General features: G+C 74.2%; 14 protein-coding genes. 9 read left to right on the top strand and 5 right to left on the bottom strand.

What is annotated here, in order from left to right; all coding sequences use genetic code 11:
• The first annotated feature begins 81 nt into the window (after positions 1-81).
• Together ACFYYN_RS27575 and yicI are read left to right on the top strand one after the other, a co-directional pair.
• The gene (locus ACFYYN_RS27575) at positions 82-1,479 is read left to right on the top strand and encodes a GH1 family beta-glucosidase (protein WP_500547908.1); all 1,398 of its coding nucleotides are present in this window, start codon (positions 82-84) and stop codon (positions 1,477-1,479) included.
• A complete protein-coding gene (gene yicI, locus ACFYYN_RS27570; RefSeq protein ID WP_500547907.1) occupies positions 1,476-3,815 on the top strand; it encodes an alpha-xylosidase in 2,340 nt (779 codons plus the stop codon). Before ACFYYN_RS27575 ends, yicI begins: the two co-directional genes overlap by 4 nt.
• Before the next feature lie 67 nt (positions 3,816-3,882).
• Here the strand turns inward: yicI and ACFYYN_RS27565 are convergent, their stop codons facing one another.
• Complete coding sequence (locus ACFYYN_RS27565; RefSeq protein ID WP_499510680.1) at positions 3,883-4,410, bottom strand: hypothetical protein; 528 nt, start codon at positions 4,408-4,410, stop codon at positions 3,883-3,885.
• Between the two features lie 91 nt (positions 4,411-4,501).
• Positions 4,502-5,290 (bottom strand): glutamate racemase, encoded by a 789-nt coding sequence (locus ACFYYN_RS27560; protein WP_500547906.1) that lies wholly within the window; start codon positions 5,288-5,290, stop codon positions 4,502-4,504.
• 120 nt (positions 5,291-5,410) lie between these two features.
• Between ACFYYN_RS27560 and ACFYYN_RS27555 the strand changes: the two genes are divergently transcribed.
• On the top strand, positions 5,411-6,568 hold the full coding sequence (locus tag ACFYYN_RS27555; RefSeq protein WP_500547992.1) for a glycosyltransferase: 1,158 nt from the start codon (positions 5,411-5,413) through the stop codon (positions 6,566-6,568).
• On the opposite strand, the gene ACFYYN_RS27550 is transcribed toward ACFYYN_RS27555, so the two are convergent.
• Positions 6,532-7,689, bottom strand: a complete 1,158-nt coding sequence (locus ACFYYN_RS27550; RefSeq protein WP_500547905.1) for a glycosyltransferase — start codon at positions 7,687-7,689, stop codon at positions 6,532-6,534. The genes ACFYYN_RS27555 and ACFYYN_RS27550 overlap by 37 nt on opposite strands.
• Positions 7,690-8,009: 320 nt before the next feature.
• Here ACFYYN_RS27550 and ACFYYN_RS27545 point away from each other — a divergent pair, with 320 nt between their 5' ends.
• The 4 genes from ACFYYN_RS27545 (at position 8,010) to ACFYYN_RS27530 (ending at position 12,757) form a co-directional block, all read left to right on the top strand.
• Entirely contained in the window at positions 8,010-8,516 is a 507-nt protein-coding gene (locus ACFYYN_RS27545; protein ID WP_500357479.1) for a DUF6643 family protein, read from the top strand.
• 60 nt (positions 8,517-8,576) lie between these two features.
• Positions 8,577-9,413, top strand: coding sequence for an MOSC domain-containing protein (locus ACFYYN_RS27540; RefSeq protein ID WP_500547904.1), 837 nt, complete (start codon positions 8,577-8,579; stop codon positions 9,411-9,413).
• Between the two features lie 133 nt (positions 9,414-9,546).
• Positions 9,547-10,155: an Rv1733c family protein gene (locus tag ACFYYN_RS27535; RefSeq protein WP_500357480.1), complete on the top strand. Its 609-nt coding sequence runs from the start codon at positions 9,547-9,549 to the stop codon at positions 10,153-10,155.
• A gap of 166 nt (positions 10,156-10,321) precedes the next feature.
• Positions 10,322-12,757: a right-handed parallel beta-helix repeat-containing protein gene (locus ACFYYN_RS27530; protein WP_500547903.1), complete on the top strand. Its 2,436-nt coding sequence runs from the start codon at positions 10,322-10,324 to the stop codon at positions 12,755-12,757.
• Here ACFYYN_RS27530 and ACFYYN_RS27525 read toward each other — a convergent pair.
• Positions 12,727-15,027 (bottom strand): hypothetical protein, encoded by a 2,301-nt coding sequence (locus ACFYYN_RS27525; protein ID WP_500547902.1) that lies wholly within the window; start codon positions 15,025-15,027, stop codon positions 12,727-12,729. The two genes, ACFYYN_RS27530 and ACFYYN_RS27525, sit on opposite strands and share 31 nt — an antisense overlap.
• Before the next feature lie 249 nt (positions 15,028-15,276).
• Between ACFYYN_RS27525 and ACFYYN_RS27520 the strand changes: the two genes are divergently transcribed.
• Positions 15,277-16,140, top strand: a complete 864-nt coding sequence (locus ACFYYN_RS27520; protein WP_500324338.1) for a DeoR/GlpR family DNA-binding transcription regulator — start codon at positions 15,277-15,279, stop codon at positions 16,138-16,140.
• 25 nt (positions 16,141-16,165) lie between these two features.
• Positions 16,166-16,642 carry an SRPBCC family protein gene (locus tag ACFYYN_RS27515; protein WP_500547901.1) on the top strand — a complete coding sequence of 159 codons (477 nt, stop codon included), beginning with the start codon at positions 16,166-16,168 and terminating at the stop codon, positions 16,640-16,642.
• A gap of 26 nt (positions 16,643-16,668) precedes the next feature.
• On the opposite strand, the gene ACFYYN_RS27510 is transcribed toward ACFYYN_RS27515, so the two are convergent.
• Positions 16,669-17,859, bottom strand: coding sequence for a hypothetical protein (locus ACFYYN_RS27510; RefSeq protein WP_500547900.1), 1,191 nt, complete (start codon positions 17,857-17,859; stop codon positions 16,669-16,671).
• Positions 17,860-17,875 lie beyond the last annotated feature (16 nt).

The following is a 17,875-nucleotide window of genomic DNA, read 5'->3' as shown; positions in this document are numbered from 1 at the left end:
GCCCCGGAAGACCCGGCGCCCTCCGTTCCCACCGTCCCGTTCCACGTACCCGCCACTCACCCAGCCAGGGAGCACTCCCCCATGCCCACCGATTTCCCGGTCTTCCCGCCCGGTTTCCGTTTCGGCGCCGCCACCGCCGCGTACCAGATCGAGGGTGCCCACGACGAGGACGGCCGCGGGCCGTCCATCTGGGACACCTTCAGCCACACCCCGGGCCGCACCGCCGAGGGCGCCACCGGTGACGTGGCCTGCGACCACTACCACCGGCACGCCGAGGACGTACGCCTCCTCTCCGACCTGGGCGTCGACTCCTACCGCTTCTCCGTCGCCTGGCCGCGCGTCGTCCCGCAGGGCCGCGGCGCGGTCAACGGCAAGGGCCTGGACTTCTACGACCGCCTCACCGACGACCTGCTCGCCGCCGGCATCTCCCCCGCCGTGACCCTCTACCACTGGGACCTCCCCCAGGCCCTGGAGGACGAGGGCGGCTGGCGCAACCGCGCGACGGCCGAGGCCTTCGCCGCGTACACGGCCGCAGTCGCCGAGCGGCTCGGGGACCGCGTCGAGCGCTGGATCACCCTCAACGAGCCCTACTGCTCGGCCTTCGTCGGCTACGCCGAGGGCCGGCACGCCCCCGGCGCGCAGGAAAGCACCGGCGCGCTGGCCGCCGCCCACCACCTGCTGCTCGCCCACGGCCTGGCCGTGCGCGCCCTGCGCGAGGCGGGCGCCCGCGAGGTCGGCATCACCCTCAACCTCGACCGCATCGAGGCGGCGAGCGACTCCGCCGCGGACCAGGCCGCGCTGCGCCGGGCCGTGACGCTGCACAACGACACGTGGACCGAGCCACTGTTCTCGGGCCGCTACCCCACCGGCGAGGCCGAGACCTGGGGCGCGCTCGCCGACGGCTCGTACCGCCGCGAGGGCGACCTCGAGGTCATCGGGGCCCCGCTGGACTTCGTGGGCCTCAACTTCTACCGCCCCCTCACCGTCACCGACGCCCCGCACCGCGAGGCCGACCCGGCCCGCCGTACCGCCGTCGACATCGGTGTGCGGGAGACCGACCCCTACGGGACGCGGCACACCACCATGGGCTGGCCCGTCGTGCCCGAGTCCTTCACGGCGCTGCTGCTGGAGCTCAAGGAGCGTTACCCGTCGCTGCCGCCCGCCTTCATCACGGAGAACGGCTCGGCCGAGGCCGACGTCCTCTCCCCCGACGGCCGCGTCGACGACGCCGACCGCGTGGCCTACCTCCGCGACCACCTCCACGCGCTCCTCGCCGCGATGGACGCGGGTGTGGACGTGCGCGGCTACTACGTCTGGTCGCTGCTGGACAACTTCGAGTGGGCCCGGGGCTACGGCCAGCGCTTCGGCATCGTGCACGTCGACTACGACAACGGCGCCAAGCGCACGCCCAAGGCCAGTTACGGCTGGTACCGGGACCTGATCGGCGCCCACCGGGCGGGACGGCAGGAGCGGTCGTGAAGTTCACCGACGGCTTCTGGATGATGCGCCCGGGCGTCACGGCGAAGTACGCGGCCTCCGTCGCCGACGCCTCGGTCGCGGACGACCGGATCGTCCTCCACGCGCCGGTGAAGCCGGTGCGGCAGCGCGGCGACACGCTCAACAGCCCGCTGCTGACGGTCGAGTGCTGGTCCCCCGCCGAGGGCGTGATCGGCGTGCGCACCACCCACCACGCCGGGAAGGCCCGCCGCGGCCCGGAGTTCGGCCTGGCCGGCGCCGGCGACGGCGGCACGGGGAAGACCGCCCGCGACGGCTCGGTGCTCGAGCTGACCTCGGGCGAACTGACGCTGCGCGTCGACACCTCCGCCCCGTGGCGGCTGGACTTCACCGCGGGCGGCCGTGTCCTCACCTCGGCCGGCGCCCGCGGCGCGGGCTTCGTCACCGACGCCGACGACCGGCACTTCATGGTGGCCCAGCTGTCGCTCGGGGTCGGTGAGCTGGTGTACGGCCTGGGCGAACGCTTCACCCCGTTCGTGAAGAACGGCCAGACCGTGGACATCTGGCAGGCGGACGGCGGCACGATCAGCGAGCAGGCCTACAAGAACGTCCCGTTCCACCTCACCAACCGCGGCTACGGCGTCTTCGTCAACCACCCCGGCAAGGTCTCGTACGAGGTCGGCTCCGAGGTGGTCGACCAGGTGCAGTTCAGCGTCGAGGACCAGTCGCTGGAGTACTTCGTCGTCCACGGATCCACCCCGAAGGAAATCCTGGCCCGCTACACGGCCCTCACCGGCCGCCCCGCGCTGCCGCCGGCCTGGTCGTTCGGCCTGTGGCTGTCGACCTCCTTCACCACCTCCTACGACGAGGCGACCGTCAGCCACTTCGTGCAGGGGATGGCGGACCGCGGGATCCCGCTGAGCGTCTTCCACTTCGACTGCTTCTGGATGCGCGAGTACCAGTGGAGCGACTTCACCTGGGACGCGGAGGTCTTCCCCGACCCCGAGGGCATGCTCGCCCGTCTCAAGGAGCGCGGGCTGCGCGTCTCCGCCTGGATCAACCCCTACATCGCGCAGAAGTCCGCGCTCTTCGCGGAGGGCATGCGCGAGGGCTACCTCGTCATGCGGCCGAACGGCGACGTGTGGCAGTGGGACCTGTGGCAGCCAGGGATGGCGCTGGTCGACTTCACCAACCCCGCGGCCCGCGCCTGGTACGCGGGGAAGCTGCGCGCGCTGCTGCGGCAGGGCGTCGACGTCTTCAAGACCGACTTCGGCGAGCGCATCCCGGTCGACGTGGTGTGGCACGACGGCTCCGACCCGGAGCGCATGCACAACTACTACGCGCAACTGTACAACCAGGTCGTCTTCGACCTGCTGCGCGAGGAGCGCGGCGAGGGCGAGGCGGTGCTCTTCGCCCGCTCGGCCACCGCGGGCGGGCAGCAGTTCCCGGTGCACTGGGGCGGTGACTGCGAGTCGACGTTCACGGCGATGGCGGACAGCCTGCGCGGTGGTCTGTCGCTCGGCCTGTCGGGCTTCGGCTTCTGGAGCCACGACATCGGCGGCTTCGAGGGGACGCCGGACCCGGCGCTGTTCAAGCGCTGGGTGCAGTTCGGCCTGCTGTCCTCGCACAGCCGGCTGCACGGCAGCAGGTCCTACCGCGTGCCCTGGGAGTTCGGCGACGAGGCCGTCGCCGTCACCCGCGACTTCACCCGCCTGAAGAACCGCCTCATGCCGTACCTGTACCGGGCCGCACTGCAGGCCCGTGACCAGGGCACTCCGATGATGCGGGCGATGGTGCTCGAGTTCCCCGACGACCCCGCCTGCCACCACCTCGACCGGCAGTACATGCTCGGCGACGACGTGCTGGTCGCTCCGGTCCTCAGCGCGGACGGCGGGGTCGAGTACTACGTCCCGGCCGGCACGTGGACGCACCTGCTGACCGGCGAGCGCGTCGAGGGACCGGGCTGGCGGCGCGAGACGCACGGTTTCGACACGCTCCCGCTGCTGGCGAGGCCCGGCTCGGTCGTGCCGTTCGGCGCCTTTGAGGAGGGCCCGGAGTACGACTGGGCCGACGGCGTCACCCTGCGGGTGCACGCCCCGGCCGACGGCGGCGAGACGATCGCCACCGTGCCCGCACCGGACGGCACGGCGGCCGCCGTCTTCCGGGTAAGCCGTACGGGTGACACGGTCACGGTCGAGGCCCGGGGCGAGCGCCCGCCGGCCACGCCGTGGAACGTCCTGCTCGTCGGCGCGGACGACACGGACGGGGCCGAGGGCGCCACGTCGGCCGAGCGCACCGGGCTGGGCGTGCTCCTGACGTGCGCCGCGGGAACCGGACGGGTGACGGCGCGCTGGTCGTAGCCACGTCGGCCGTGAGGGGCCGCGCCCGAAGCCCTCGGTGGCTACGGGCGCGGCCTCCGCCCGGCGGCTACGGGCGCAGGCTCAGCCGGCTGCGGATGGCCCGGACGGCGCCCTCGGCGTCGTCCACGGTGACGGTGAAGTGCCGGCCGTTGCCGAGGTCGATGACGACACCGGGCCCGCGGCGGACCACGACCGCGGTGCCCTGTTCCGGCCGCCAGCGGTAGCCCCAGCCGCCCCAGTGGCGGGGGCTGACGACGGGGGCGAGGTGCGCGTCGTTGATCTCCTCCCACCGGAATCGCCGGCGGGGCACGCCGATGTGGCCGCAGAGCACCTGGAGCCCCTCGCGGTCCACGTTCACGCGGACGTGCGTGAACGCGACCGTTCCGAACAGCACCAGCAGCCCCGCTGCGATGCAGCCCACGACCGACATGACCAGCGGCACCGTGCCCGAGGTGTAGGGCGAGGCCACGGCGAGCTCGATGCCGAGCGCCATGCAGGCCGCTCCCGCGGCCGCCAGCAGCCACTGGAAGCGGTTGCTCGCGTGGCCGGTCCACACCTGGGATGTACGCGCGTCGTCACGCTGCGCGTCCGTCATAGTCCGCAGCCTACTCATCCCACGACGAGTTGGCACCGTTCCACGGAGGGGAAATGGGGGGGACGCCGCCCGGGGGCGCGTCCGGGCGGTGTCAGCGCGCCTCGGCCGTGGCGGGGGTCACTCCGGCGTCGAGGGAGCGGCCCTCGGCGTAGGCCAGCGCCTCGGGCGTGACGGCGCCCGCCTGTCCGCTGAGGATCACCGCGAGGCTCCCGGTGGACGCCGCGTCCGGGCGCGGCTCGGCGCCGATCCGCCGCAGGGTCTGGGCGGCGACGGCGTCCGCCGAGCCGTACAGCCGGGCGGGACCGGCCAGGGCGGACAGGATGCGGTCGGCGACCAGCTCGTAGTGGGTGCAGCCGAGGACGACCGCCTCCACGTCGGAGGGGGTGAGCGCGGCCGCGGCGGCGATGGCGGTGGCGGTCGCGGCCTCGTCGGCCCGGTCGACGGCGTCGGCGAGGCCGGGACACGGCACCTCGGTGATCTCGGCGCCGTTGCCGAATTCCTCGATCAGCCCGCGCTGGTAGGGGCTCCCGGTGGTCGCCGGGGTCGCCCAGATCGCGACCTTGCGGGCCCCGGCCGCGGCGGGCTTGATCGCCGGGACGGTGCCGACGACCGGGATGCCGGGTTCGAGCGCCGCGCGCAGCGCGGGCAGGGCGTGCACCGAGGCGGTGTTGCAGGCCACGATCAGCGCTTCCGGCCGGTGCTCGGCGGCGGCGAGGGCGCAGGCCAGGGCGTGCGCGGTGACGTCCTCGGGGGTGCGCGGACCCCAGGGCATGCCGTCGGGGTCGCTGGAGAGCACCAGGTCCGCGTCCGGCCGCAGCCGGCGGATGGCCGCGGCCGCAGCGAGCAGGCCGATACCGGAGTCCATCAGCGCGATCTTCACGGGGGACAACCCTACGCGATGCGATTGTCGGCCCGCTCTGCGGCCGTACCGGGGGAAATGACGCACGCGGGAGGGCGACGGCGGCAGACTGCGGGGGTGACGTGGCTGACGTGGGTGACCATGGTGTCGTTGCTGTCGTGGGTGTGGCTGCTGCTGGCGCAGGGGGCGTTCTGGCGCACGGACGTGCGGCTGCCTGCCGTCGCGGCGGAGCCCCGGGAGTGGCCGGACGTGGCGGTGGTCGTCCCGGCGCGGGACGAGGCGGAGGTGCTGCCGCGGAGCCTGCCGAGCGTCCTGGCGCAGCGCTACCCGGGACGCGCCGAGGTGGTCCTGGTGGACGACGGCAGCAGCGACGGCACCGGGGAACTGGCCCGTGCGCTGGCGGTCCGGGTGGACGGGCTGCCGCTGCGCGTGGTGACGCCGGGGTCCGTGCCGGAGGGCTGGACGGGGAAGCTGTGGGCGGTGCGCCACGGCATCGAGGTGGCCACCGCGTCCGGCGGCCCGGAGTTCCTGCTGCTGACGGACGCCGACATCGCGCACGGCCCCGAATCGCTGCGCCACCTGGTGGCCGCGGCGCAGGCAGGCGACCTGGACATGGTGTCGCAGATGGCCCGGCTGCGGGTCGCCACGGCCTGGGAGCGGCTGATCGTCCCCGCCTTCGTCTACTTCTTCGCGCAGCTGTACCCGTTCCGCCGGGTGAACCGGCCGCGTGCCAGGACCGCCGCGGCCGCCGGCGGATGCGTGCTGATCCGCCGCACGGCGGTGGAGCGGGCGGGCGTGCCCGACACGATCCGGCACGCGGTGATCGACGACGTGGCGCTGGCCCGCGCCGTCAAACGGTCCGGCGGGCGGATCTGGCTGGGCCTGGCCGATGAGGTCGACAGCGTCCGCCCCTACCCGGGCCTCGCCGAGCTGTGGCGGATGGTCTCGCGCAGCGCGTACGCGCAGCTGCGGCACAGCGCGGTCCTCCTCGCCGGCACGGTGCTCGGCCTGCTGCTGGTGTACGTGCTCCCGCCGCTCGCCACGATCGGCGGGGCGGTCACCGGTGACCGCTCGCTGTGCGCGGCGGGCGCGGCGGCGTGGGCCCTGATGTGCGGCACCTACCTACCGATGCTCCGCTACTACCGGCTGCCGCCGTGGCCGGCGTTGCTGCTGCCGTTCACGGCCGTCCTCTACCTGCTGATGACGGTCGACTCGGCGGTGCAGCACGGCCGGGGCCGTGGGGCCGCGTGGAAGGGCCGCACCTATACGCGGCCGCGGCCCGACGACGCCTCGGCGTAGACGACGGCGAGCCGGGCGCCGACGGCTGCCGTGCCGTAGCGGCGCCGGGTGCGGTCGGCGAGGGCCGCGGGACGGCGTGCCGACAACCGGGCGGCGGCCTCCACCAGCGCCCGGCCGAGTGCGGGGGCGTCACCGGGTGGGGCGAGCACCCCGCCGTCGTGCCCGACGAGTTCGGGGAGCGCGCCGGTGCGGGTGCCGACGACGGGGGTGCCGCAGCAGAGCGCGTCCAGGGCGCGCACGCAGAAGCTCTCCACATGACTCGCGACGAGGAAGAGGTCGGCGTGCGCGACGGTGTGCAGCGCCTCGGCGCGGCCGCGGGCCCGGCGCACCGTGACGAAGTGGGCCACTCCGCACTTGCGTATCAGCTCGCGCACGTCGCCGGGGAGTTCGGCGGACCCCTCGGCGATGACGTCCAGCCGCAGCCGCGGGTCCTTGACCCGGGCGCCGGCGAAGGCGCGCACCAGCACCTCCCAGCCCTCGTGCGCCTCGAAGCGCCCGGCGGCCGCCACCCGCACCGGGTCCTGGCTGATCCGGGTGCGGGCGGGCACCGGCGGCAGTGCCTCGGGGCCGACCGGGTGCGGCACGAGGCGGTGCCGGCCCGGGAGGCGGAGTTCCCCGAGCCGCAGCAGCAGTGCGTCGCTGACCGCGAGGACGGCGGCGGCCTCGCGGTAGATCCGCGCGCGGGACCGCCGCGCGGGAAGACCGGGGAGCGGGCGCGTGGGGTGGCCCAACAGTGACGGGTCGTCCTCGCTCAGCACGTAGGGCAGCCCCGCGGTCCGTGCGAGCCGGGGCAGCAGTCCCCCGGCGCCGGGCACATGGCCGTGGATGAGGTCGAACCGGCCGCACTCGGCCGCTTCGTGGCGCAGCACGCCCTCGACGCGGCCCGCGGTGATCCGGCGCGCCACGGCGCCGCCGTGGGGGACGGCGACCTGGTAGTGGTGCGGCCGCTCGGGGTCGCGGCCGGCGTAGGGGACCCCGCGGACGGCGGGCAGGGTCAACTCGCGGACGGCCACCACGTCGACCACGTCGGCGACGGTCGCAGCGGCCTTGTGCCATTCCTCCGGCCGCGCCGGCCGGTTCTGCCCGAAAAGCATGGCGACGCGCATGGCCCACTGTGGCATATCGGGGGCCTCCCGGGACGAAGTTCGCCGGAGTCACGGAAACGCCGCGTTCCTCCTTCGTGCGGGTGACCTGTTGGTGCGCGAGAGTGCCGGTCCCGTCACCCTCCGGCACCACCCGGCCGGGTGCTTCCCCGCGCCCGTGTTCCTGCGTGACGAGCGGTAATGCCCCAGGCCCAGCGCCTTTACGCGATCCGAACGGCGGCCACGGACCGATTTCCTCCGATTCGCTCGCAATAGGGGTCAGCCGTCACTCGCTGCACATGAAATGACCTGCTAATCGGTCTCCCCAACCAGCACATCGTGGGCTTAACTTATGGGCTATGACCTCCCCCCGCGGTTCTTACGGCGGTGGCTACTACACGTCGCCGTTCTTCCCCGACACCCCCATCTACGACAGCCTGGTCGCAGAGCGGGGCACCCCTCAGATCGCGCCGATCCGCGTACCGTCCGCGTACGACACCGGCAGCAATCTCCCGGCCCTGCCGGCCGCGCTCCCCGCGCTGCCGCCCGGCCCCTCGCAGTACTCCTCCGCGCCGAGCACGCCGTCGTACTCCGGCTACTCGGCGCCCGGCTACCAGCAGCCCCAGCTGCAGCAGGCGCCGGCGCCCTACATCCCGCAGCAGGCCACCGCGCCCCGGCCCGCCGCCTTCAACGGCGGGTACCAGGCGCAGCAGGCCCCGCAGCAGTACCAGGGCCCGGCCGGCTACGAGCAGGTGCGCCCCGCCGCCGCGCCGCGTCCGGCGCCGCCGCGCCCCGTGGCGCCCAGCGGCTACGACGAGCAGCCGTACCAGCGGCGCAACCTCGGCCAGGGCTACTACTCCGGCTGACGCCGGCGGGCGGCCCGGTCCCCGCCGACGGGTGACGGCGCCGCCTGGCACGATGGCGGAATGACGACTCCGACGCCGACACCGCGCCTCAGCTCACTGCACGTCCACCCCGTCAAGTCGCTCGGTGGACAGCGGTTGTCCGAGGCGCTGGTGGAGCCGTGGGGGCTCGCCGGAGACCGCCGGTGGATGCTCGCCGACGCTGCGGGACGATGCGTCACGCAGCGGGAGCAGCCCCGGCTGGCCCTGGCACGCGCGGAGTCGTCCCCCGGTGGTGGGCTGCTGCTCACCGCCCCGGGGATGCCGTTGCTGGATATCGACGCACCGGGACCGTCCACGACGGTCCCGGTGCACATATGGGGCGACAAGGTGGAGGCCGTGCCCGCGGGAGACGCGGCCGCCGCCTGGTTCAGCACGTACCTGGGCACGGAGGTCACCCTCGTCCACCTCGACGACCCGGCCCGCCGCCGCCCGATCGACCCGGACTACGCGCGCCCCGGTGAGACCGTCAGCTTCGCCGACGGCTTCCCCCTGCTCGTGACGACCGAGGCCTCGCTGACCGCCCTCAACGCGCTGATCGCCGCGGGCGACCACCCCGGCGAAGGCCCCCTTCCGATGGACCGCTTCCGTCCCAACGCCGTCATCGCGGGGACCGGTCCCTGGGCCGAGGACACCTGGACCCGGATCCGCATCGGGGAAGTCGAATTCCGCGTCGTGAAGCCCTGTGGGCGTTGCGTGGTGACGACGACGGACCAGCGCACCGCGGCCCGTGGCCGGGAACCCCTGCGCACCCTCGCGCGCCACCGCAGATTCGGGGGCAGACTGGTTTTCGGACAGAATCTCGTGCCCGTACGACCCGGAACACTCCGGGTGGGAGACGCGTTGTTGATGGTGGAGTGAACGCGTCCCGAGACCGCGGCACGGTCCGGGCACCGGACGGGTGCCGGCGTGAGATGGCCCCCTCCCGCTCGGTCCATGCCGCGCATGTGCCGTGCCATGTGCGGTACTTGGACGGTGAAGGGGGTGCGGCCCGATGGCGGCCACGCACGTGCGGTGGTGGCGTTGGCGGAAGAACAGCCTGCGCCGCCGTTCCGACGTGTTCGAGGCCTGCGCGGGGGTCGCGGCGGGCTGCGCCATCGTCCTGGGGGCGCCGGCCGCGGGGCTGGTCGCCGGGCTGGCCGTGGACCACTCCCTCCAGCACACCGTCGGCGTCGAGCACGCCACCCGCATCGAGGTCGGCGCCCTGGTGCTCAAGGCCGGGCCGCGCGAGGCCGCCGACCCCGACCCCGAGTCCGGCCACGTCCGCGAGGAACGCCGCGACGCCGTGGTCCGCTGGACCGCTCCGGACGGGCAGGTCCACACCGCCCAGGTGCGCGTGGCCGCCACCCACGACAAGGGCGACCACCTCACGATGTGGACCGACAAGTCCGGTGCCGTGCCCGTGCCCCCGCCCCTGGACACCCGGTCCGCCACCACGCATGCGATGCTCGCCGGGATCGGCACCTTCCTCGCCGCGAGCGTGCTGGGGTTGATGGGGCGCCAGGTGCTCATGTGGCAGTTGATGCGCCGCAGGCTCGCGGAGTGGGAGCGCGAGTGGGCCGCGGCCGGGCAGAGCTGGGGCCGCGCCGGGGCGGGCGGCTGACCACGCCGGATACGTACGCCGGTGCCACGGATCATCCGCAATCGGCCTCATCCGCCCGGTTCCATCAGGTGATCCATCGGCATCGGGTGCTGGCGCGCGCCCGGCGCGCGCTACCGTTGAGGCCCCCAGGTCGGCGCAGTGCAAGAGGACGGGGCAGAGCATCTCCATGGCACAGGGCGTGGTTCAGGTGACGCACACCAGCAGCTCGCGGTGGCGCCGCCGCACGGGAGAGTACGAGAGCCTCGCCGCGGCCCTGGATGCGGCCGCCGAGGGCGACGTGCTCTCGGTCAACCCCGGGACCTACCGGGAGAACCTCGTCGTGGAGAAGGCCATAACGCTCCGCGCGGCCGAGGGGCCGGGCTCCGTCCGCATCGCCCCGCCGGCCGGTGTCGCGCTGACCGTACGGGCCGCGGCGACGGTCCAGGACCTCTCCGTCGAGGGGCAGGACACCTCCGCCGCCGCCCTCCTGGTCGAGGGCGCCGCACCCGAACTCACCGGACTGCGGGTCAGCACGCGGTCCGCGGTGGGCATAGAAGTCCGCGACGGGGCGCGGCCGACCGTGCGCCGCTGCACCGTCGACAACCCGGCCGGGCTCGGGATCAGCATCCTGGAGGCCGCGGGCGGGCTGTTCGAGGACTGCGAGGTCGTGGCCGCGGGCCAGACCGGCATCTCCGTACGCGGCGGAGCCTCCCCGCGGCTGGAACGCTGCCGGGTCCGCAACGCGTCCGGGGCGGGACTCGCCCTCACCGGTGAGGGCACCGTGGCCGAGGCGGTCGGCTGCGAGGTGTACGAGGTCAAGGGCACCGGCGTACAGGTCGCCTCACGCGCGGCCGGCCATCTCACCGAGTGCCAGGTGCACCGCACCACCGGCGACGGCATCACCTTGGACACCGACGCCGTCCTGACCCTCTCCGACTGCGACATCCACGACATCCCCGAGAACGCCGTGGACCTGCGCTCCCGTTCGGTGCTCACCCTCACCCGCACCACGGTGCGGCGCTTCGGCCGCAACGGCCTGTCGGTGTGGGACCCGGGCACCCGGGTGGACGCCAACCAGTGCGAGATCCACGACAGCCAGGGCGACTACCCGGCGGTCTGGGTCAGCGACGGGGCGGCCGCCGTCCTCGACTCCTGCCGCCTGCACGACGTGCCCGACGCCTTGTTCGTGCTCGACCGGGGCTCGCGCGCCGACGTGGTCGACAGCGACATCTCCCAGGTCCGCAACACCGCGGTCTCGGTCAGCGACGGCGCCACCGTGCAGCTCGACGACTGCCGCATCCGCGAGGCCTCCACCGGTGCCTGGTTCCGCGACCACGGCAGCGGCGGCACGCTGTCCGCCTGCACCATCGACGACACGGCGACCGGGGTCATCGTCACCAAGGGGGCCGATCCCACGCTGGAACGGTGTGTCGTGACCAACCCGGCCGAGGCCGGGTTCTACGTCTCCGCGGGCGGCCGCGGGACCTTCACGGGCTGCCGGGTCACGGGCAGCCGGGGCTACGGCTTCCACATCATCGACGGCTGCCGCTCCACGCTCACCCGCTGCCGCACGGAGCGGTGCGCGCGCGGCGGTTACGAGTTCGCGGAGCCGGGCCCGGTGACGGAGGACTGCACCGGGGACCAGAGCGGTGAGCGCCGCACCGTGCCGGAGCCGTCGTCGCGTGTGCCGGCTCCGGCGGGTGAGCGGCAGCCCGCGCCCACGTCGTTCGGCCTGCTCGGCGGACTGCCCGTGACGCCGACCAGCACCGCCGGGCCCGCGGCCGTGCCCGCGCCGGCCCCGGCCGGGGACACCCGTCCCTCGGACGAGGTGCTGGCCGAACTCGACGCGCTGGTGGGCCTGGAGAACGTCAAGCGTGAGGTGCGCTCCCTGATCGACCTGATCGCGGTGGGCCGCAGACGCCGCGAGGCCGGCCTCAAGGCCCCCTCCCCGCGCCGCCATCTGGTCTTCACCGGCTCCCCCGGCACGGGCAAGACGACCGTCGCCCGGCTCTACGGCGAGATCCTGGCCACCCTGGGCGTGCTGGAGCGCGGCCACCTGGTGGAGGTGGCCCGCGTCGACCTGGTGGGCGAGCACATCGGCTCGACCGCCATCCGCACCCAGGAGGCCTTCGAACGCGCCCGCGGCGGGGTGCTCTTCATCGACGAGGCGTACGCCCTGGCCCCCGAGGACTCCGGCCGGGACTTCGGCCGGGAGTCGATCGACACCCTGGTGAAGCTGATGGAGGACCACCGCGAGGCCGTCGTGGTGATCGTCGCGGGCTACACCGCGGAGATGGAGCACTTCCTGTCCGCCAACCCCGGTGTCGCCTCCCGCTTCTCGCGGACCATCACCTTCGACGACTACACCCCGGTCGAGCTGCTGCGGATCGTGCGGGCCCAGGCCGAGGAGCACGAGTACCAGCTCTCGGAGGACACCGGCGAGGCGCTCTACAAGTACTTCACCGCGATCCCCAAGGGCCCGGCCTTCGGTAACGGCCGCACCGCGCGGCAGACCTTCGAGGCCATGGTCGAGCGCCACGCGGGCCGGCTCGCCCGGATCAGCGAGCCCAGCCACGAGGAGCTGCAGTTGCTCTACCCGGAGGACCTCCCCCCGCTGCCCTGACCCTGCCCGGGCAGCACTCCCTCCACGTTGCGGTACAGCCAGCGGAGCAGCGCACCGCGCTCGGCCGCGAAGGCCGGGTCGGCCTGGTAGTCGAAGTGGGTCAGCAGGGGCGCGGGCAGCGGGTGTTCCTCCGTCCGGCCGTACGCAGCAGGATCGGGCAGCGGCGCCCGGTCGACCGGTGGCCCGGGCTCATCGAGGTGCACCGGGCCGCCGATCGGATCCGTACGCCGCCACAGATTGCGCCAGGCATGCAGCTCGCCGTGGAGCGAGGTCAGCGCGGGGGGCCCGAAGTAGGCGGGGAACCAGCGCCCGTACAACCGGCCGAGCGGCGAGCCGTAGGTGAGCAGCGCGATCCGCGCCCGGGTCGCCGGATCCAGCTGCCAGACCGCCGCCGCGGCCAGGACGCTCCCCTGGGAGTGCCCGGAGAGGATGATCCGGCCGTGGTTGGCCCGCGTCCAGGTCGTCATGCGCCAGGTCAGGTCCGGCACCGCGCGCTCGGCGTAGCAGGGCGGGGCGAAGGGGTGCGCGGCGCGCGGCCAGAAGGTGCCGACGTCCCAGAGGATGCCGACGGTGCGGCGTGCCCCGGCGTCGCGGTAGGCCCTGCGGCCGAGCGCGATCAGGGCCACCACCCCGGCGCCGACCAGCCAGGAGCCCAGGGCCTGGGCGGTCTCCGCGACCGTGCGCACCCATCCGGGCGGGTCGGCCCCGGCCCGCCCGGGGACGGCTCCGCTCAGCCAGGCCCCGGCGAGCGCCCCCGCGCCCAGCAGGAAGGCCACCGTCCCGATGACCCCTATGAACAGGGCGGCCTGATCGGTGAGTTCGGCCCTGGCCCGGGCCAGGGCGATCTGGCGGCTGCGCGCCGGCTCGTGCTCCTCCCCCGGATAGTCGGACTCCACCTTCGGCACCAGCGCCCGCGTCCGGCGCAGCAGCCTCCTGCCGCGCGCGACGACCACCACGGCCAGCACCAGCAGCAGCAGCGGGATCGCCGATGCCTGCCAGGACAGCAGCACGGGCGGCCCGGCGACGGCTCCGTCCCCGCCGCCCGGCGTGGCCCCGCGGTCCAGCCAGTCCGCGACCCGCTGGGCGATCCCTCCGGTGAGCACCCCGCCGAGCGAGCACGCGAGCAGGGCCACCGCCGGCCCGCCGAGACCTCGCAGCTCCGCCCGCCCGCCGCCGGAGCGGTGCATCAGATGCGCGACGCACGCCAGCGCCACGAGCAACAACCCCTGTGCCAGGGCGAGCCAGCCGAAGGCCTCCCCTGCGGGCAGCCGCCCGCCGGCGTTCCATCCCGGCCGGTGCCAGCAGGCGTATCCGGCCGTGGCCAGCAGCGCGGCGGCCGCCCCGCCCAGCATCGCCGGGGCGAGCCGTGGATCCAGGGCCTCGTCCGGCGCGTGCTCGCTGCGTCCCATGCCGCAGGTCACGGCGATCGCCGCGACGGTCAAGCCGGCCAGGGCGCCCGTCAGCAGCCAGCCGACCGCGGCGAGTATCCGGATCCCGCCGACGTCCATGTCCCTTTCGAGCGGCGGGACGACCAGGGCGACCGCGACCGTGAGCAGCCCCGCCGCCGTATGGGCCGCACGGAGCCTGGCGACCAGCCGCCGCCCGTACCAGAAGCCCCGCCGGGCCAGCGGCGTGACGTCCGGCTCCTCCCGCCCTTCCGGATGCGGGCCCGGCAGGGGCCGCTGGGACTCGTAGGCGTACCAGGTGCGCCGGGAGAGCCACCACAGCAGCAGGGTCAGCCCGACGGGCAGCGCGGCCCCGGCGGCGATCCGGCGCCCCGGCTCGCCGGCGGCGAGGAACGACAGCCAGCTCTTCCCGCCCGCACAGGCCGCGTTGCCCGCGCACTGCCAGGCCACCAGGTCCATCGCGACCTCGCAGGCCGCCGCCACCAGCAGCACCGTCAGCGACAGCGCCAGCAGCCGCACCAGCACGTCGTACGCCCGGTCCAGGCGCGGCCGGGAGACCGGCGGCCGCATCCAGTGCGCCAGGTTGGCCACCATGAAGGGCAGCAGGAGCAGCCACAGCGCACGACTGCCGTCCCCGGACGTCAGATTGCACCAGGAGTAGGCGTCGGGCACCGGGCCCTCGCCGTACTCCTGCGGACGCCGCTCCGCGTCGGCGTCGTCGGCACGCCGGTAGATCCCGGCGGTGTCGTCACCGCAGACGCGCGTGATGCGCGGGTCGTTGAGCATCGTCTGCGGCGTCGTCCCGCCGACGCCGTGGACCAGCAACTCCAGCGCCAGTTCCGTCCTCACCGTATCCGACCGCATCGCGATCGCCTCCCCGTACTTTCCCCGTGACGCGCGTACGGCATCGCGCGTATTCAGAATCGGGCACACGTACCAGTACTGGACAGAGGTGTTCACGAATGCCACCCGAACGTGTCACACGCGGTACGTGTGGGACCGGTCACCCCGCGCCCTTCGTCCCCCGTCCGGCGGGGGCGGTCGTGGAAGGATGGCGAGACTGCCGGTCCGGGCAGCATCGGGATCACATCAGAGGATGGGACGGGACCTCGGGTGAGCGACAACCAGAACCTGCTCGCGGAACAGCGGCGTGCGCTGATCCTGGACGAGGTCCGGCGCCGCGGCGGGGTCCGGGTCAACGAGCTGACCCGGAAGCTGAACGTGTCGGACATGACCGTCCGCCGCGACCTCGACGCGCTCGCCCGTCAGGGCGTGGTCGAGAAGGTCCACGGCGGCGCCGTGCCGGTCGCCCCCGCCAGCAGCCACGAGCCGGGCTTCGAGGCGAAGGCGGGTCTCGAGCTCGGGGCCAAGGAGGCCATCGCTCGCGCCGCCGCCCGCCTGGTCACCCCCGGCAGCGCCATCGCGCTCACCGGCGGCACGACGACGTACGCCCTGGCGCAGCACCTCCTCGACGTGCCCGACCTCACCGTGGTCACCAACTCCGTCCGCGTCGCCGACGTCTTCCACTCCGCGGCCCGCGGCGCGGGCGGCGGCCGCGAGGGCGCCGCGACCGTCGTCCTCACCGGCGGTGTGCGCACCCCCTCGGACTCCCTCGTCGGCCCCGTCGCGGACCGGGCGATCGGCTCGCTCCACTTCGACCTGCTCTTCCTCGGCGTCCACGGCATCTCGGTCGAGGCCGGCCTGTCCACACCCAACCTCGCCGAGGCGGAGACCAACCGGCGCTTCGTCCGCTCCGCACGCCGGGTGGTCGTCATCGCCGACCACACCAAGTGGGGCACCGTGGGCCTGAGCTCCTTCGCCACCCTGGAGGACGTGGACACCCTCGTCACCGACGCGGGCATCCCCGAGGTGCTCCGGGCGGAGATCGCCGAGCACCTGTCGGACCTGATCGTCGCCGGCGAGCCCGGGGAGGCCGAGCCGGGCGGCGCCCTGCGCGAGAGTCCCGCAGACAACTGACGAGGCATCAACTACCGTACGGCCCATGACCCGCCGACTGCGCCCCACACGTCAGGTGGACCTGGGCTTCCTCGCCTCGGCGCCGCTGCGTCTCGTCTTCGCCGCCGACGTCACGGCACCGCCCGACGCCGTGCACGCCGCCCTCGCCAAGGACATCGAGGGCTGGACGGCGTGGTTCGGCGCCGTCACGGCCGCCGTGCCGACCGCCACGGGCCGTGCGATCGGGCTCCGGGGAGGAGTGCGTTTCGAGGAGACCGTCCTCGCCGACGAGCCTCCGCGGCGCTTCGCCTACCGTGTTGACGCCACGAACGCCCCAGGCCTGCGCGCCCTGCTGGAGGAATGGGCGCTCTCCCCCACCCCGGGCGGCGGCACCCACGTGCGCTGGACCTTCGCCGCCGACGGCCCCCCGCCCCTGCGCACCTTCCTGCTCCTGTCCCGCCCGGGCCTCGGCCTGTCGTTCCGTTCCGCGGTCCGCTCGCTGGACCGCCGGCTGGCCTCCTGAACGGGCCTCCCGGCGGGGCCGGGGCCTCAGGTACGGGAGACGGTGCCGCAGCCCTCTGACCCCGTCCGCTCGGCCTCGAGGTCCCTGCTGCGGTCGTAGGGGTCCACGGTGGGCCCCGACCGACCGGGGTCGTCACCCGGCGAGGCGCCGGAGGCGAACTGCGGGTGGAGCCAGCCGTCGTGGACGGAGCAGGCCGTGTTGGCAACGTCGTCGACGTACAGGGTGATCGCGAACTTGCCGGGGGTCACCCGGTAGCGGGACGGGTCGGGGAACTCGACGTCCAGGATGCGGCGGATGATCGTCCGGGCGACCTCGGTGGAACCGGACCCCGCCTGCACCAGGGGGTACACGAAGGTGTAGTCGGCGTGGACGACGACGGCGCGGTCCTTGCCCTTCGCGAAGGTCATCCGGCCGCGGGTCTTGACCACGTCTCCCGCCAGGGCGACTTCGGAGGGCTTGAAGCGCACCGCGAGCCGGAGCGGGTCGTTCTTCCAGGTCGGCTTGCGGAAGGCCGTCTCGAACCGGGTGCGCAGGTCGCGCTGGCTCGGATCGATCATCCCCAGGGCGGCGTCGGGCCGTTCGCCCCGAAGCGTCGCGGGGTCCAGGTTGGTGTCGACCAGGTACGCCTTGACGTTCTTGAGGGCCGCCTTCACCTGCGCCGACGTCATCCAGCCGGCCGACCGCGCCTTCGGCGGGACGATCCCCGCGGCGCCGTCGGCGTACTGCTTCGCCGGGGAGCCGGCGAACGGGTCCTCGAGCGTGGGCGTGCCGGGGAACGCCTCCTGCGACGGGGCGCTCGTCGGCCGCGCGGTCTCCGCGGCGAGCGGCGAGGGGTCCGGGGCCGCGCTGCCGCGCATCGCGTCCAGCGCCCAGCCCGGGTTCAAAGCGAACAGCAGCACCCCGACGGCGACGAGGACGCCGACCAGCCCGAGCCACCGGCGGCGCCGGTGGCCGCGCGCCTCGACCGCGTAGACCGCCGGGCCGGTGCGCCAGCCCTCGGGCTGCGCGGGCGGCGGGTTGCCGCGTCCTTTGCGCTTGGTGCGGCGCGCCGCCTCCGCGTCCTGCTGCCGCAGTCGCTCGGTGACCATACGGGCCCGCGCCGAGGGTTCCTTGGGCGCCGACGCGCGGATCTCCGCCTCGCTGTCCTGGACGAACCGCTCCCAGACGTCGTCGGGCACGGAGGGGACGTCGTCGGGGGGCGGTGGGGTGGTGGTCACCGGAGGCTCTTTCACA

It is taken from the genome of Streptomyces sp. NPDC001902 (assembly GCF_042891295.1).
Taxonomy (GTDB): Bacteria; Actinomycetota; Actinomycetes; order Streptomycetales; family Streptomycetaceae; genus Actinacidiphila.
Note: the sequence above shows the minus strand (reverse complement) of the source record. Positions and strands in the feature narration are given on the sequence as shown.

What these genes read in the sequence shown, in the direction of transcription:
- ACFYYN_RS27575 (WP_500547908.1), top strand. Translation starts at nt 82, where the DNA reads ATGCCCACCGATTTCCCGGTCTTCCCGCCCGGTTTCCGTTTCGGCGCC.
- ACFYYN_RS27565 (WP_499510680.1), bottom strand. Translation starts at nt 4,410, where the DNA reads ATGACGGACGCGCAGCGTGACGACGCGCGTACATCCCAGGTGTGGACC.
- ACFYYN_RS27555 (WP_500547992.1), top strand. Translation starts at nt 5,411, where the DNA reads ATGGTGTCGTTGCTGTCGTGGGTGTGGCTGCTGCTGGCGCAGGGGGCG.
- ACFYYN_RS27550 (WP_500547905.1), bottom strand. Translation starts at nt 7,689, where the DNA reads ATGCCACAGTGGGCCATGCGCGTCGCCATGCTTTTCGGGCAGAACCGG.
- ACFYYN_RS27545 (WP_500357479.1), top strand. Translation starts at nt 8,010, where the DNA reads ATGACCTCCCCCCGCGGTTCTTACGGCGGTGGCTACTACACGTCGCCG.
- ACFYYN_RS27540 (WP_500547904.1), top strand. Translation starts at nt 8,577, where the DNA reads ATGACGACTCCGACGCCGACACCGCGCCTCAGCTCACTGCACGTCCAC.
- ACFYYN_RS27535 (WP_500357480.1), top strand. Translation starts at nt 9,547, where the DNA reads ATGGCGGCCACGCACGTGCGGTGGTGGCGTTGGCGGAAGAACAGCCTG.
- ACFYYN_RS27530 (WP_500547903.1), top strand. Translation starts at nt 10,322, where the DNA reads ATGGCACAGGGCGTGGTTCAGGTGACGCACACCAGCAGCTCGCGGTGG.
- ACFYYN_RS27525 (WP_500547902.1), bottom strand. Translation starts at nt 15,027, where the DNA reads ATGCGGTCGGATACGGTGAGGACGGAACTGGCGCTGGAGTTGCTGGTC.
- ACFYYN_RS27515 (WP_500547901.1), top strand. Translation starts at nt 16,166, where the DNA reads ATGACCCGCCGACTGCGCCCCACACGTCAGGTGGACCTGGGCTTCCTC.